Genomic DNA, 13,160 nt, shown 5'->3' on the forward strand with positions numbered 1-13,160 from the left:
AAGCCGAACTGCGCGAGAAAGGCATGAATGAAGAAGCGATCCAGAAGCTGGCGCCGCACAAGGTGATCCCGGGCAACCGCCCGAGCAACACCCTGGTGGCCGAACGCATCAGCCCGCGTCGCCTGGGCGCGCTGGTGGCGATGTATGAGCACAAGGTGTTCGTGCAGAGCGTCATCTGGGGTATCAACGCCTTTGACCAGTGGGGTGTCGAGCTGGGCAAGGAGTTGGGCAAGGGTGTGTACCAGTGCCTGACCGGGGATGCGTCGCAAGAGGCTGACGATGCGTCGACCCAGGGCCTGATCAACTACTTCCGCTCACGCCACCGCGGTTGATCGATCTGAGTCTGTTGGCTTGCCTGGCCTGTAGGAGCGGACCTGGCCGCGATGGGGCGCGTAGCGGCCCCCAAAGCCAGGTCCGTTCCCAAAGATTCGCTCCCGCGCCCCCACGCAGACCTGTATCGATGCAGGTCAATCTTCAGGCAAATTATTGAAGATCCTCTCCAGCGTGCTGTTGAGCTTGCTCAGCTGCGCATCCGTCAGCCCGTTGAAGCTTTCCCGAATGATCCCGCTGGTGGCTGCCTGGACCTTCTCGATCATCCTGCGCCCAGGTTCGGTCAGCGATACCTGGGTCACACGGCCGTCGATTTCGCTGGCGCGGGTGTCGACCAAGTCATCTGCCTTCATGCGGTAGACGATCTTGGTGATGGTCGACAGCTTGGCGATGGCGTGGGTGGAGATCTCTGAAATGCTCGACTCGCCGTTATCCAGCAGGATGAACAGGATGCGGTAGCGCGGGATGTCCATGTCGATCTTTTTCAGGGCCTTTTCCATGGCCATGGTGTAGCGGCCATTCAGGCGTGCGAGCCAGTAAAAAGGGTAGTCCTCTTTCTTGAAGTGCTCGCTGGTGGGGTTGTAGCGGTGCTGGCGCTTTTTCGGGGTAGGCATGCGTTGAATTCTTGAGGTTGTGCCCGGGAGCGGTGCGGCCGTTGTGCCGTGGGCGGCTTCATGTGCGTTGCACTCTAGCATGCTCTGGACGGTGTCGGGATTTACCGGATAAATTAATTGACATTTCACGTAAAAATTACCATTTTAAATCCAGCCATCAGGCGGCCCTGACAGCCGCCTTTTTTCTGGAGAGCCCAATGACCGACCGACTGCACGCCCTGGAACAACGCCTGGCCTTACTGGAAAGCGAGATCGCCATCCGCGCCTGCATGAACCGCTACATGGTTTTGTGCGATGACCTGGGCGTTGACTCGCCGCTGGATGAACTGGCTGGCCTGTTCACTGAAGATGCCGTCTGGGAAGGCAAGGGCGCCAAATACCGGGACGCCTTCGGCGGCTACCGTGGTCGCGAGGCGATCAAGGCGATGTTCGCCACCTACATGGTCGAGCCCGCGCACTTTGCCCTCAACGTCCACTTCCTGACCTGCGAGCTGATCCAGGTGCAAGGCGACCAGGCCAGCGCCAGCTGGGTCATGCTGCAAACCTCGACCTTTGCCAGCGGCGCCTCGCACCTCAACAGCGCGCGGCTCACCGTAACGTTCCGGCAAGAAGCCGGGCACTGGCGCATGGCGCATTTCCAGACCGAAAACCTCTTCAGCCGCCCGGTCAGCCGCTGGAACAGCAGCGCCGAGTTGCCGGTTCCCAACCGCCCTGAATAATCGCCCGGACACCCCCCTATGAAGCTGTACGAACTGTTGACCTTCACCCTGCGCGTGCGGACCCAGGCCCAAGCCCTGCAACAGCTGGAAGCGAGCCTTTTCGGCCCGCAAGTGGGTGGCACCCTGATCGGCTGCTGGGCCTCTGAAATCGGTGCCTTGAACCAGATTGCCGTCCTGCGCGGCTTTGCCGACGAACAGGCCCGCCTGACCGAGCGTGACCGCTACCTGTTGGCCAAGGATGCCTTCGGCATCGAGCAGTACCTGCTCGACATGAACGTCGCCAACTACACCCTGTTCCCGTTCCTGGAACCACTGCAGCCGGGCGCCCATGGGCCGTTCTATGAACTGCGCGAATACAACCTGATCCCATCAGGGCTGGCGCCGACACTGGAGGGTTGGGAGAAGGCGGTGGGGCCGCGCACGGCAGCGGGCTATTCGCAGGTGTTTGCCGCGTTCTACGCCACCGACGGGCGCACGCCACGCTACCTGCATATCTGGCCGTATGCGAGCCTTGAACAGCGGTTGGATGTGCGCACCCGGGCAGTGAAAGACGGGGTCTGGCCGCCGGAAAACTCCGGGCCGCAGTTGCGCGAGATGTTCAGTACGGTGTGCTTGCCGGCTGCGTTTTCGCCGTTGCAGTAACAGAGGGCTGGGAGCAGTGGCGGATGCCGGCATTGCAACCTCGTATCGGTGTTGGGTGAGAGCTTCAACGATATGAGTTTTCTCTTATAGATCATTGCTTAGCCTGAAACGGCAACAGACCCCAGGTATTCCAGCGAGCCTTTGAACAGGCTCTCAGAGAATCGACCAGGGGTAGATGATGATTAGGCGATCATCGCCAAAGTCCTGGCCACCATCGAAGTCGCGGCGGACCGTAGTGCTACGCCATTTCAGGGTCAGGTCTTTCAGGCTGCCGCTTTGTATCGTATAGGCCAGCTCCGATTCGCGTATCCATTCCTCGCCGTTGCTGTCGCTCGGCGACACGTCGATGTCCCAGCCACGGATATAGCGGTTCATGACGGTCAGGCCGGGGATTCCCAGGCCGGCCATGTCGTAGTCGTGGCGCAACTGCCAGGAGCGCTCGCCGATCGCGTCGGCAGTGAAACTATAGCCATCGTTGGCCACGGTGGCGCCGCTGGCACCATTGACGCGCATCCACTTGCTGTTGCCGCGGACCTTCATCAGCCCCAGGTAGAGGGTGTTGTTGCCATGCCTGGCCGAGAACATGCCGGTGTAGGTTTCGTTGCTCAGCTCGCCGTCGAGCTTTTTGCCGTTGTCGCTGCCGTTGAAGTAGCCGACGTTGGCGCCCAGCACCCAGTCGCCGACGGGTTGGCTGTGCACCAACTGGTAGTAGCGCTGGTCGTAGATGTCTTCCAGTTCGGCGAACCAGGCACCGAGCATAGTCTGGCGCTCGTTGAAGCTGTATTCGGCTCCCGCGACGTTGAATCGGTCGGAGGCGCCCGCGCCGAGGAAGCGAAAGTCCTCCAGACTGCCGTCCTCGCGGGGACTGTTCTGGCGTAACTGGCCGACGTAGAGGGTGGCGCTCTCGATATCCCTTGAGGTGAGCAGGCCGCCCTGGAAGGTCTGCGGCAGCGAGCGACCATCGTCCGAGCGCAGCACGGGCAATACGGTGGCCCACTCGCCCACTTTCACTTCGGTTTCGGCAAGACGCATTTTCCCCGCCAGGCCCAAGCGTCCCCAGTCGTCCGGCGGGTAGCCGTCGTCGTGAATCGGGGTCATCTGGGTATTGCGCGACCACTTGTCGCCATCGAGCTTGAGGGACAACAACCCCAGTGCATCGACCCCGAAGCCAAGGGCGCCTTCGGTATAGCCGGAGCGGGCGTCGAGGATCAGGTTCTGGCTCCAGTGCCGCGCATAGCCTTGCCGCCGACCATCGATGAGCGGGCCCTGATCGTCCACGTAATTACGATTGAAGTAGTAATTGCGCAGGGTGAGACCGACCTTGGCGTCCTCGACAAAGTCGGCGCTGGCGCAAAGGGGCAGGCCCGCAATGCTCGCCAGGATCAGGGCGGCAGGAGTCCAGGGGTGCCAGGGCGACACCTTCGTTGGGAGGCGCATCGGTCTGATTCTCCAAAACAATTGCCAGGCAACGCTTGACTTATCGCCTTGCCGATGCGCGACCCCCCCGGGGGCGTTCGTCGGCGACGGCCCCAATCAGACTAGCCCAGATTTCTCGCCAGTCAGCGCGACAGGGGCGGGAGCGAGACTCCGGCTTTGCGGTTTGCGGGGGAGGTTCCCGCGCGGGAGCGTGGCTGCTTGCGCCCAGCGCAGTCGTCTACCTGGCCAGTGGCATCGCCTGGGTGGTCGGCGTGGCCTTCGCGCTGCAGTGGCGGGCGGGCTGAGGTCAGAGGGTACCCCGCCCCAGAAATAGTCACGGGTTGCGTGAGCGTGGCTATCCTTGAGTCAAGGTGCGTATTGCGAGCTGCATCAATGGATCGCGCCGCTCAGCCTGGATCTTGAGCCAAGTCTTTGAGCTTACTGGGGATCACCCATGAAACGAGCCGTTTCCGATGAGCCTGCACAAGACTGCGCCCCAGCCGTCGACCCCGCGCGGCGCGGCTTGCTGCTAGGCCTGCTGAGCGCCTATACCGCATCCCTGATTCCCTGGGCGGTGGCCCAGGCGGCGCCCGATGCCGAGCGTGGCGCCTTCGTGGCGCTTTCCGCGCTGATTGCCGGTCGCCAATCCCTCGACAGCGAACTGGCGGCGCGCTACTACGACGCACTTGGCAAGGCGGACCCGGCCTTTCCCCAAGCGGTGAAGGACGTGCTGCTGCTGATCAACCAGCGGCAAATCGCCCCGCTGCAGCTGCAGCCGCTGCTCGATAGTGATTATCCGCAGCTGGCGCCGGTCCCCCGCAAGATCGCCAGCGCCTGGTTTCTCGGCGTCGTCGGTGACAAGGCGCAGGCGCGCGCGCTGGCCTACGAGAACGCCCTGAACGCGGTATTCGTCAGCGATGTGCTGCAGCCGCCTAGCTATTGCTACGGCGCCTACGGCAGCTGGGCCAACAAACCTGCCTGAGGAAGAGCCAAGTGACCGAACTGTCGTCTGCTGATGTCGTCGTCATCGGCTCGGGGATCTGTGGTGCCCTGACCGCCCGCAAACTGGCCCAGCGCGGCGCTTCCGTGCTGATGCTGGAGGCCGGCCCCCGGGTGTCCCGCGCCCAGATCCTGGCCAACTTCCGCAACTCGCCGCGGCGCAGCGACTGGATGTCGTCTTATCCATTCTTTCCCTGGGCACCGCATCCGGTGTACCAGCCGGAGGACAACGGCTACCTGGTGCAGGCCGGTCCCTATCCGTATGCCGCCGAATACATCCGCATGGTCGGCGGTACGAGCTGGCACTGGGCGGCTCACGCCTGGCGCTACGTGCCCAACGACATGCGCATCCACAGCCTGTACGGCGTCGGCGTCGACTGGCCGTTCGACTACGACGAGCTCGAGCCCTTCTATCAGGAGGCGGAAGAGATCATGGGCGTTGCCGGTTCTGCCGCCGAGCACCCGGAGTCGCCGCGCAGCAAGCCGTTCCCGCTGGAGCCGGTGGCCGAACCCTACGCCATGCGGCGCCTGCGCGAGCGCCTGGCGGGGGTCTATTCGGTGGTCGGCAATACCGCGGCGCGCAACAGCCGCACCTTCGATGGCCGCCCGGCCTGCTGCGGCAGCAACAACTGCCAGCCGATCTGCCCGGTAGACGCCCAGTACCACGGCGGGCTGGCCGTCGACGCCGCCGAAGCCGCGGGGGTCAAGCTGATCGCCAACGCCGTGGTCTACCGCCTCGAGCACGACGACCAGGACCGCGTAGTCGCGGCCCACTACTACGATCCGGACAAGAAGTCCTATCGGGTCACCGGCAAGACCTTCATCGTCGCCGCCAACGGCATCGAAAGTCCGAAGTTGCTGCTGCTGTCGACCAGCGACAAGCACCCCAACGGCCTGGCTAACAGCTCGGGCATGGTCGGCCGCAATCTGATGGATCATCCCAGCACCTCAATGACCTTCGACGTGGATGAGGATGTCTGGCTGGGTCGCGGGCCGCAGAGCCCGAGTTCGATCAACACCCTGCGCGACGGTCCGTTTCGCGCCCAGCGTTCGCCGTATCGGCTGGACTTCACCAACATCTCGCGGGTGGACGGCACCACCCGGCGTCTGCTGCAGGAAGGCGTCTATGGCGAGGAGTTCGAGAAGCGCCTGCGCCACAGCGCCGCCCGCGAGATGAACGTCAAGACGGTGCTGGAAGTGCTGCCCAATCCGGAAAACCGCATCACCCTGAGCGATCAGAAGGATGCCATGGGCATTTCCAAGCCGCAGGCGCACTACGCCATCGATGCCTACACCCGCGCCGGCGCCCAGGCAGCCAAGGCCGACTTCGCCCGCATCGCCGAGCTGATGGGCGCGACCAACATCCGCCTGACCGACGACGAGCACTTCGCCAACAACCAGCACATCTGCGGCACCCTGAGCATGGGCAGCGACCCCAAAACCTCGGTCTGCGACCAGTACGGGCAGGCCCACGACCATGACAACCTGTTCATGGTCGGCACTGGAGTGCTGCCCACGGCGGGCACCTGCAACTCGACCCTGGCCGCGGTCGCCGTGGCGTTGCGTACCGTCGAGCACATCCTGCCCGATCGCTCGAGCGTGCGTTCCTCGAACGACGCCGCGTCGAACGCCTGAGCGAGTAAGGAGTAAGCCATGAAATTGACGATACACCTGATCGCCAGCCTGACGGCCGCCATCGGTTGCGGCGCCCAGGCCGCCAGCCCGGCGGACAGCGAACTGATCCAGCGCGGCGAGTACCTGGCCCGGGCCGGCGACTGCGTGGCCTGCCACTCGCTCGTCGGCGGCGAGACCTTCGCCGGCGGTCTCAAGCTGCCGACCCCGATCGGCGACATAGTGGCGACCAACATCAGCCCGTCGAAGACCGCTGGCATCGGCAACTACAGCCTCGAACAGTTCTCCGCGGCGGTGCGCCAGGGCGTGCGCGCCGACGGCCAGCGCCTTTACCCGGCCATGCCCTATACCTCTTACGCCAAGGTCACGGATGCGGACATCGCGGCGCTGTATGCCTACTTCATGCACGGGGTGAAGCCGGTCGACAGCCAGCCGCCGGAGACGGCGCTGCCGTTTCCGTTCAACGTCCGCGTCTCCATGGCGCTGTGGAACGTGCTGTTCCTCGACGACCGGGTCTACCAGCCCGATCCGGCGCAGAGCGAGGCGTGGAACCGCGGAGCCTACCTGGTGCAGGGCCTGACCCACTGCAGCACCTGCCATACGCCGCGCAACCTGCTGATGGCCGAAGACGCCGCGCGCGATCTGGCCGGCGGCGAGGTCGGCGTCTGGCATGCGCCCAACATCACCGCGGACAGCTATAGCGGCATCGGTGGCTGGAGCGGCGAGGAGCTCGTGCAGTACCTCAAGCGCGGCAACATCGCCAAGGGCCAGGCCTCTGGCCCCATGGCCGAGGCGATCGACCACAGCCTCCAGTATCTGAGTGACGCTGACCTGCAGGCCATCGCGGTATACCTGAAGACGGTGCCGGCGGTGGCCGGGCAGGGGGTGGCCAAGCCCGTGCAGGCCTGGGGCGAGGCCGGCGACCAACTGGACAGCATCCGCGGCGTCGCCTGGCCGCAGAACCCTGACGAGCTGAGTGGGCCGCAGCTGTTCGATGCCTACTGCGCGGCCTGCCACCAGGCTCACGGCCAGGGGAGTCCGTTCGATGCCCGGTTGCCGGCACTGTTCCAGAACACGGCCACTGGCCGCACCCAGACCAACAACCTGGTCATGGTGATACTCGAAGGCATCCACCGGGTGGGTGAAGGCGAGGAGATCCCCATGCCAGGCTTCGCCCACGAGCTGTCCGACCAGCAGATCGCCACCCTGGGCAACTACCTGACCCAGAGCTACGGCAACCCCGCGGCCGAGGTCAGCGTGGCCCAGGTGAAGGATCTGCGCGCGGGCAAGGTCGCGGCCTCGGTGGACCTGGTCCTGCTGGCCCGCCTCGGTCTGGCGCTTGGGGTCATCGTGGTGCTGGCGGCGCTGGCATGGGTGTCGCGGCGCAAACGCCGGGCGGCCTGAGAGCCTGCTCACGATCTGCCGCGCGTCGGCCATGCTGCGTTGCAACGGAGCGAAGCGGAGGCTACATCCAGCGCCGAAACGAATTTTCCGTGCTGACTCTCCAGCAGACGCCGCCGATCGTCCCTTTCAGGAGCGAGCTCGCAGCGAAGCTATTCTCTAATGGCGAAATACCGCCTGTCTAATCGACAGGCTGCCTGACGCGAGGCGTGACAACTGTGCTGTAACAATCACCCGATTCATACCTCAAAGTAAAACTGCACTGAGGCTGCCTTACTATTGGCATCTTCAGTCCATCTGAGGACAAGCTCATGGACGATGAGCAGGAGCTGATCAAACGGCTGCGTGAAGGCGACAGCAATGCCCTTGAGACGGTGATCAAGCTTCATCATGCTTTCCTGGTCGCCATGGCCACACCCTTGGTCGGACCGGAATCGGCTCATGATGTTGCGCAGGAAACGTGGCTGAGGGCCTTTGTCGGCATAAAAAAGTTCGAGGGGCGTGCCAAGCTGCGAACCTGGTTGGCCCGAATTGCCATCAACGAGGCCCATGCCATGAGGCGCAAGTGCGGGCGCGAAGTTCCTCTGGATGGCTGGGGCATCGACGCCAGTTCGCCTATCAGCCAGCACTTCAACGAGAAGGGCGCCTGGAAAACCCCGCCCAGTCAATGGCACTACGAAAGCCCTGAGGAGCTGTTGATCGAAGCCGAGTTGCACGCGTGCATCCGCAAGCATTTGCGCATGTTGCCTGGCGATCAACAAAGTGTGGTACTGATGCGTGAATTGGGGGGGCTGGAGTATGACGAAATCGCTCAAGCCCTGGGTTTGGCCGAAGGCAATATCCGCGTGCTGTTGCACCGGGGGCGTCAGCGCATGCAAGCGATGCTCAATCACTTTCAGGAGGAAGGAACATGCTGACCTGCCACGAAGTCTCGGAATTGGGCTCCGAGTTTATCGAGGGGCACCTGAATTTTCGTACCCGCTGTGCGGTGCTCATGCACCTGCGCAGGTGCTCACGCTGCGAGCTGTACATCAAGCAACTCGAGCTGACCTCCCGAATGCTGCAGACCATACCCTTCAAGGATGAAGCTGTAGACAGCCAGGCCATTCTGAAGAAACTCAACCAGCTCAATCGATAGGTTGCGCTGTAACGAGGGCGTGAGGTGGGTGTTCATTTGGCACATCCGTGTGCCGGAGAGGGGGATACCGGCTTGGCTGGCATCTCCGCCTTGATTCATGATGCACGTACATGTCCTCAATGGGCACTGCGATAGAGCATTCTGTCCCTCAGGATGGGCGACTCGAATTTGGGTTCCGACGTTTGGAACTGTTGGTCCTGCTGATCGAGCTCAACCCCGGAAGCCGTGGGTTGTGTCTTGATCATTTGAACATAAGGATCACTGGTGTCCTGGCTGGGACTATTGCTGATCAATCCCTGTTGTTGCAGACGAAAATCTATCAGACGGTCGCTGCCGTTTTCGCCCAGTGCCATGCCCGGCCCCATCAAGAGTGCCGCCAGTGCAGTGACGTACAGTATCGATTTCATGGTGCAATCCTCCATTCTTGCTGGCCCCGTCATTCGATGGATGGGAAGGCGCTTTGTTACAGCTGACCTGCCCAGTCTTCCTGTTAGCCGACGGACGTACCTTGCCTGTTGGCCGGCCAAGGCCTTATGGTGCAAATGCCTGTTGAGTTCTCTCAGCAATAATCTTTTGTCACATGCCATGGTGCCTTGGAGAGTTACTTGATAGGACTGTACTTCCTCGTGTTGATTTTGGTGGAACGCCGGCGGAAAATGCTGGTCGGTCTGCTGTTGAGCAGTGGCCTGATCATGGGCACCGCCAAAGCCACGGCGGCCACACCGAGCGCGCAACGAAACGAGCAAGCTAGCCACCGGCTTCAGGACTGGCATGCCCTGATCGCTGATTCGACCACATTGAGCGACGCTGAAAAGCTGCAGTTGGTGAATGCGTTTTTCAATCGCCATATCCAATATGGCGAAGATTCCGACGTGTGGGGGCAAGTCGACTACTGGGCCTCGCCGTTGGAAACCCTCGAGCAGGGCGCTGGCGACTGCGAGGATTTCGCCCTCGCCAAGTACTTCACCCTGCGACTGCTCGGCGTTTCCGAGCAGAGTCTGCGTCTCGTTTACACCACACAAACTTCGGCAAAGCAGGCGCACATGGTGCTCGGCTACTGGTCGGATACCGCGGCAGAGCCCGTGTTGCTGGACAACATCACTCCGTCCATCCTTCCCATTGCCCAACGCCTTGACCTGGAGCTGCAGTTCGCCTTCGGTGACGTTGACCTCTATCGGTTCGAGCACAATCACCTGCAAAAGGTCGGCAAGGCCGAACGGCTGCCGCATTGGCCAATCCTGATGGCCAAGCTCAAGCACGAAGGTTTTACCATGGTCAGTAACCATGCAAGAAGCATGTCGCCACCACTTCAGCTTTCAGCCATTCAAGGGAACGTGCTGAGATAAGGTGACATCCTTTGCACTTGCTGTTGCAGGCTGTGGACTTCGCTCGGGGTCACGGCGTTGCACCTGGTGGACAATGGCGCAAATGTAGCGTTTGCCCGGGGGTTTCAACAACCTGTGGGGGGATGTCCATCGTCTGTGCTGGCCTCTTCGCGAGCAAGCTCTGCTCCTACAGCCCCCCGCTGGTTCCGCGACCTGGATGGGCTGTAGGAGCAAGGCTTGCCTGCGATGGGGCGCGCAGCGGCCTCCGAAGCAGACTCAGGACTCTTCTTCAAGCTGCAATTCAAACATCAGCATCGAACGCCCCGTCACTTCGAAGACGCTACCGAAATCCCACAATTCCTGACCGCGCAGTTGCGGGCGGTTGGTGTCGATCAGGCAGTTCCAGTATTCGCCTTCCGGCACCTGCGGCAGTTCGAAGTTCACCACGTCGTGGTGGGCGTTGACGATCAGCAGCAAGGTGGCGTCGGAGCCGGGCTTGCGGATGCCGGATACTTGGGCGCGGCCGTCCAGCAGCATGCCCAGACAGCGGCCATGGGCGTCGTGCCATTGCTCGACGGTCATCTCGGTGGCGTCCGGCGCGAGCCAGGTCACATCCTTGACGCCAATGTCCTCGTTGTAGGTCCCGACCAGAAAACGCCCACGGCGCAGCACCGGGTAGTTCATGCGCAGCTTGATCAGGCGCTTTACGAACTTGAGCAGGCTTTTGCCTTCGTCGTCCAGGTCCCAGTTGACCCAGCCGATTTCGCTGTCCTGGCAGTAGGCGTTGTTGTTGCCATATTGGGTGCGGCTGAACTCATCGCCGGCGACGATCATCGGCGTGCCCTGGGCCAACAGCAGGGTCGCAAAGAAATTGCGCATCTGGCGCGTGCGCAGGGCGCTGATTTCGGGGTCGTCGGTGGGACCTTCGACGCCACAGTTCCACGACACGTTGTGGTTGGTGCCGTCTTGGTTGTTCTCGTCGTTTTCCTCGTTGTGCTTTTCGTTGTATGAGACCAGGTCGCGCAGGGTGAAACCGTCGTGGGCCGTGACAAAGTTGACCGAGGCAAACGGCCGCCGGCCGCGCTGGTTGAACAGCTCGGCGGACGCGGTCATGCGCCCGGCGAAGTCCGCCAGCTGGCCGTCATCGCCTTTCCAGAAGGCGCGCACAGTGTCGCGAAAGCGGTCGTTCCACTCCATCCAACCGGGCGCAAAACCGCCCACCTGGTAGCCGCCGGGGCCGCAGTCCCAGGGTTCGGCGATCAGCTTGACCTGGCGCAGTACCGGGTCCTGGCGGCAGGCGACGAGGAAGCTGTGACGCTCGTCAAAGCCTTCGTGGTAGCGCCCCAGGATGGTGGCCAGGTCGAAGCGAAAGCCATCAACATGCATTTCAGTGGCCCAGTAGCGCAGCGAATCGGTGACCATCTGCAGCACGCAGGGGTGGCTCAGGTCCAGGGTATTGCCGGTGCCGGAATCGTTGATGTAGAAGCGCTTGTTGTCCGGCATCAGCCGGTAGTAGGAGCTGTTGTCGATGCCGCGCATGGACAGGGTCGGGCCTTGCTCGTTGCCCTCGGCGGTGTGGTTGTAGACCACGTCGAGGATCACTTCCAGGCCGGCGTCGTGCAGGTGCGCGACCATCTCCTTGAACTCGGCGATCTTGCCATGGGCCAGGTAGCGCGGGTGCGGGGCGAAGAAGGCGATGCTGTTGTAGCCCCAATAGTTGTTCAGGCCCTTTTGCAGCAGATGCTGGTCGTTGACGAAGGCGTGAATGGGCAGCAGCTCGACCGAGGTGACCCCCAGCTTGCGGATATGATCGACCAGGTCCTCGACCATCAGCCCGGCAAAGGTGCCGCGGACTTTGTCCGGCACCGAGGGGTGCACCATGCTGATCCCGCGCACGTGGGCCTCGTAAAGGATGGTGCGGTCCCACGGGATGTTGACGCGGTGGTCGCGGCCCCAGGTGAAGGCCGGGTCCACCACCTTGCTTTTGGGCACGAATGGCGCGCTGTCGCGTTCGTCGAAGCTGAGGTCCGCGTCGGGGTGGCCGATGGTGTAACCGAACAGGGATTCGGACCAGCGCAGCTCACCGACCAGCTGCTTGGCGTAGGGGTCGATCAGCAGTTTGTTGGGGTTGAAGCGGTGGCCGTTTTCCGGATCGTACGGGCCATGCACCCGGTAGCCATAGACCAGCCCCGGGTGCGCATCCGGCAGGTAGCCGTGGTAGATCTCATCGGTGTACTCGGGCAGCTCGATACGCTCCAGTTCTACCTCGCCTGTCGAGTTGAACAGGCACAGTTCGACCTTGGTGGCATTGGCCGAAAACAGCGCAAAGTTCACCCCCAGGCCATCCCAGGTGGCCCCCAGCGGAAAGGGCAGGCCTTCGCGAATCCGGGAGGGTTCATGGTTGGGTTCGGGCGTCTGTTTGCGAGGGCTCATGCTGCAATCCTTACTCTGCGGTCAGGTGCGTACGGCGGCGCCGGGGCCAGCGTTCAGGCAGTAGAAGTCTAATCCCTCGTGCTATCGAGCAAGGCTGAAAGACACGAGGGCTGGAACGGGGACCATGACCATCCCGCTACAGACGCGTTGCGACGGGATCAGCTGGTCGGTGGCTGCTGGCTGGCGCGTGGCTTTTTCGCTGCGCCAGGCTTGGCCGAAGCGGCGCTGGCCGTGCTTGCGGGCTTGGCGGCCCTGGCCTTGCTGGCAGCCGGTTTGGCGGCCGCCTTGGCAGCCGGCTTTGCCGCGGGCTTGGCGCGGGTGTCGCTCGCAGCGCCATCCTTGCCAGCGACGCTCTTGCGAGGGTTGGCCTTGGGCGCCAGGGCTTCAGCCTGGGCCAGTTTGCGGCCCATCTCCCAATGACGCTCTTCCTGGCCCTCAGGCTTACCTTCAGACTCCCAGATCTGATAGGCAAACTCACGGATACGTTTTTCGTCGGCACTCATTTCTACGC

Annotated in this window: 13 protein-coding genes and 1 pseudogene; 9 read left to right on the plus strand and 5 right to left on the minus strand. The window is 62.6% G+C overall.

Annotated elements, in window-relative coordinates; translation table 11 throughout:
• Positions 1 to 332: pseudogene (locus GUY40_RS00005) on the plus strand (glucose-6-phosphate isomerase); the annotation flags it as partial.
• A gap of 135 nt (positions 333 to 467) precedes the next feature.
• On the opposite strand, the gene GUY40_RS00010 reads toward GUY40_RS00005, so the two are convergent.
• Positions 468 to 944: a MarR family winged helix-turn-helix transcriptional regulator gene (locus tag GUY40_RS00010; protein WP_166566886.1), complete on the minus strand. Its 477-nt coding sequence runs from the start codon at positions 942 to 944 to the stop codon at positions 468 to 470.
• 197 nt (positions 945 to 1,141) lie between these two features.
• Here GUY40_RS00010 and GUY40_RS00015 point away from each other — a divergent pair, with 197 nt between their 5' ends.
• A complete protein-coding gene (locus GUY40_RS00015; protein ID WP_166566887.1) occupies positions 1,142 to 1,663 on the plus strand; it encodes a nuclear transport factor 2 family protein in 522 nt (173 codons plus the stop codon).
• A gap of 18 nt (positions 1,664 to 1,681) precedes the next feature.
• On the plus strand, positions 1,682 to 2,305 hold the full coding sequence (locus tag GUY40_RS00020) for an NIPSNAP family protein (protein ID WP_166566888.1): 624 nt from the start codon (positions 1,682 to 1,684) through the stop codon (positions 2,303 to 2,305).
• Between the two features lie 153 nt (positions 2,306 to 2,458).
• Here the strand turns inward: GUY40_RS00020 and GUY40_RS00025 are convergent, their stop codons facing one another.
• Entirely contained in the window at positions 2,459 to 3,742 is a 1,284-nt protein-coding gene (locus tag GUY40_RS00025) for an OprD family porin (protein ID WP_166566889.1), read from the minus strand.
• Between the two features lie 433 nt (positions 3,743 to 4,175).
• Between GUY40_RS00025 and GUY40_RS00030 the strand changes: the two genes are divergently transcribed.
• From GUY40_RS00030 to GUY40_RS00050, 5 genes are all read left to right on the plus strand, one after another.
• A complete protein-coding gene (locus GUY40_RS00030; protein ID WP_166566890.1) occupies positions 4,176 to 4,703 on the plus strand; it encodes a sugar dehydrogenase complex small subunit in 528 nt (175 codons plus the stop codon).
• Between the two features lie 11 nt (positions 4,704 to 4,714).
• Positions 4,715 to 6,355, plus strand: coding sequence for a GMC family oxidoreductase (locus GUY40_RS00035; RefSeq protein ID WP_166566891.1), 1,641 nt, complete (start codon positions 4,715 to 4,717; stop codon positions 6,353 to 6,355).
• Positions 6,356 to 6,373: 18 nt separating this feature from the next.
• On the plus strand, positions 6,374 to 7,756 hold the full coding sequence (locus GUY40_RS00040; protein ID WP_166566892.1) for a cytochrome c: 1,383 nt from the start codon (positions 6,374 to 6,376) through the stop codon (positions 7,754 to 7,756).
• Between the two features lie 308 nt (positions 7,757 to 8,064).
• Positions 8,065 to 8,670 carry an RNA polymerase sigma factor gene (locus tag GUY40_RS00045; protein WP_166566893.1) on the plus strand — a complete coding sequence of 202 codons (606 nt, stop codon included), beginning with the start codon at positions 8,065 to 8,067 and terminating at the stop codon, positions 8,668 to 8,670.
• On the plus strand, positions 8,664 to 8,891 hold the full coding sequence (locus tag GUY40_RS00050) for a zf-HC2 domain-containing protein (protein ID WP_166566894.1): 228 nt from the start codon (positions 8,664 to 8,666) through the stop codon (positions 8,889 to 8,891). Before GUY40_RS00045 ends, GUY40_RS00050 begins: the two co-directional genes overlap by 7 nt.
• A 116-nt stretch (positions 8,892 to 9,007) precedes the next feature.
• Here GUY40_RS00050 and GUY40_RS00055 read toward each other — a convergent pair whose 3' ends face one another.
• A complete protein-coding gene (locus GUY40_RS00055) occupies positions 9,008 to 9,298 on the minus strand; it encodes a hypothetical protein (RefSeq protein ID WP_166566895.1) in 291 nt (96 codons plus the stop codon).
• A 198-nt stretch (positions 9,299 to 9,496) separates the two neighbouring features.
• On the opposite strand from GUY40_RS00055, the gene GUY40_RS00060 reads away from it, so the two are divergent.
• Positions 9,497 to 10,237, plus strand: coding sequence for a transglutaminase-like cysteine peptidase (locus tag GUY40_RS00060; RefSeq protein ID WP_218585423.1), 741 nt, complete (start codon positions 9,497 to 9,499; stop codon positions 10,235 to 10,237).
• 255 nt (positions 10,238 to 10,492) lie between these two features.
• Here GUY40_RS00060 and glgX read toward each other — a convergent pair whose 3' ends face one another.
• Both glgX and GUY40_RS00070 read right to left on the minus strand, forming a co-directional pair.
• Positions 10,493 to 12,649 (minus strand): glycogen debranching protein GlgX, encoded by a 2,157-nt coding sequence (glgX, locus tag GUY40_RS00065; protein WP_166566897.1) that lies wholly within the window; start codon positions 12,647 to 12,649, stop codon positions 10,493 to 10,495.
• A 158-nt stretch (positions 12,650 to 12,807) separates the two neighbouring features.
• Complete coding sequence (locus GUY40_RS00070; protein WP_166566898.1) at positions 12,808 to 13,152, minus strand: DUF2934 domain-containing protein; 345 nt, start codon at positions 13,150 to 13,152, stop codon at positions 12,808 to 12,810.
• Positions 13,153 to 13,160 lie beyond the last annotated feature (8 nt).

The sequence above is a fragment of the Pseudomonas sp. R5(2019) genome (assembly GCF_009905435.1).
In the GTDB taxonomy this organism is placed as follows: domain Bacteria; phylum Pseudomonadota; class Gammaproteobacteria; order Pseudomonadales; family Pseudomonadaceae; genus Aquipseudomonas.

Excerpts from the sequence above, each read along its gene's own strand:
- GUY40_RS00010 (WP_166566886.1), bottom strand. The coding sequence starts at position 944 with ATGCCTACCCCGAAAAAGCGCCAGCACCGCTACAACCCCACCAGCGAG.
- GUY40_RS00015 (WP_166566887.1), top strand. The coding sequence starts at position 1,142 with ATGACCGACCGACTGCACGCCCTGGAACAACGCCTGGCCTTACTGGAA.
- GUY40_RS00020 (WP_166566888.1), top strand. The coding sequence starts at position 1,682 with ATGAAGCTGTACGAACTGTTGACCTTCACCCTGCGCGTGCGGACCCAG.
- GUY40_RS00025 (WP_166566889.1), bottom strand. The coding sequence starts at position 3,742 with ATGCGCCTCCCAACGAAGGTGTCGCCCTGGCACCCCTGGACTCCTGCC.
- GUY40_RS00030 (WP_166566890.1), top strand. The coding sequence starts at position 4,176 with ATGAAACGAGCCGTTTCCGATGAGCCTGCACAAGACTGCGCCCCAGCC.
- GUY40_RS00040 (WP_166566892.1), top strand. The coding sequence starts at position 6,374 with ATGAAATTGACGATACACCTGATCGCCAGCCTGACGGCCGCCATCGGT.
- GUY40_RS00045 (WP_166566893.1), top strand. The coding sequence starts at position 8,065 with ATGGACGATGAGCAGGAGCTGATCAAACGGCTGCGTGAAGGCGACAGC.
- GUY40_RS00050 (WP_166566894.1), top strand. The coding sequence starts at position 8,664 with ATGCTGACCTGCCACGAAGTCTCGGAATTGGGCTCCGAGTTTATCGAG.
- GUY40_RS00055 (WP_166566895.1), bottom strand. The coding sequence starts at position 9,298 with ATGAAATCGATACTGTACGTCACTGCACTGGCGGCACTCTTGATGGGG.
- glgX (WP_166566897.1), bottom strand. The coding sequence starts at position 12,649 with ATGAGCCCTCGCAAACAGACGCCCGAACCCAACCATGAACCCTCCCGG.
- GUY40_RS00070 (WP_166566898.1), bottom strand. The coding sequence starts at position 13,152 with ATGAGTGCCGACGAAAAACGTATCCGTGAGTTTGCCTATCAGATCTGG.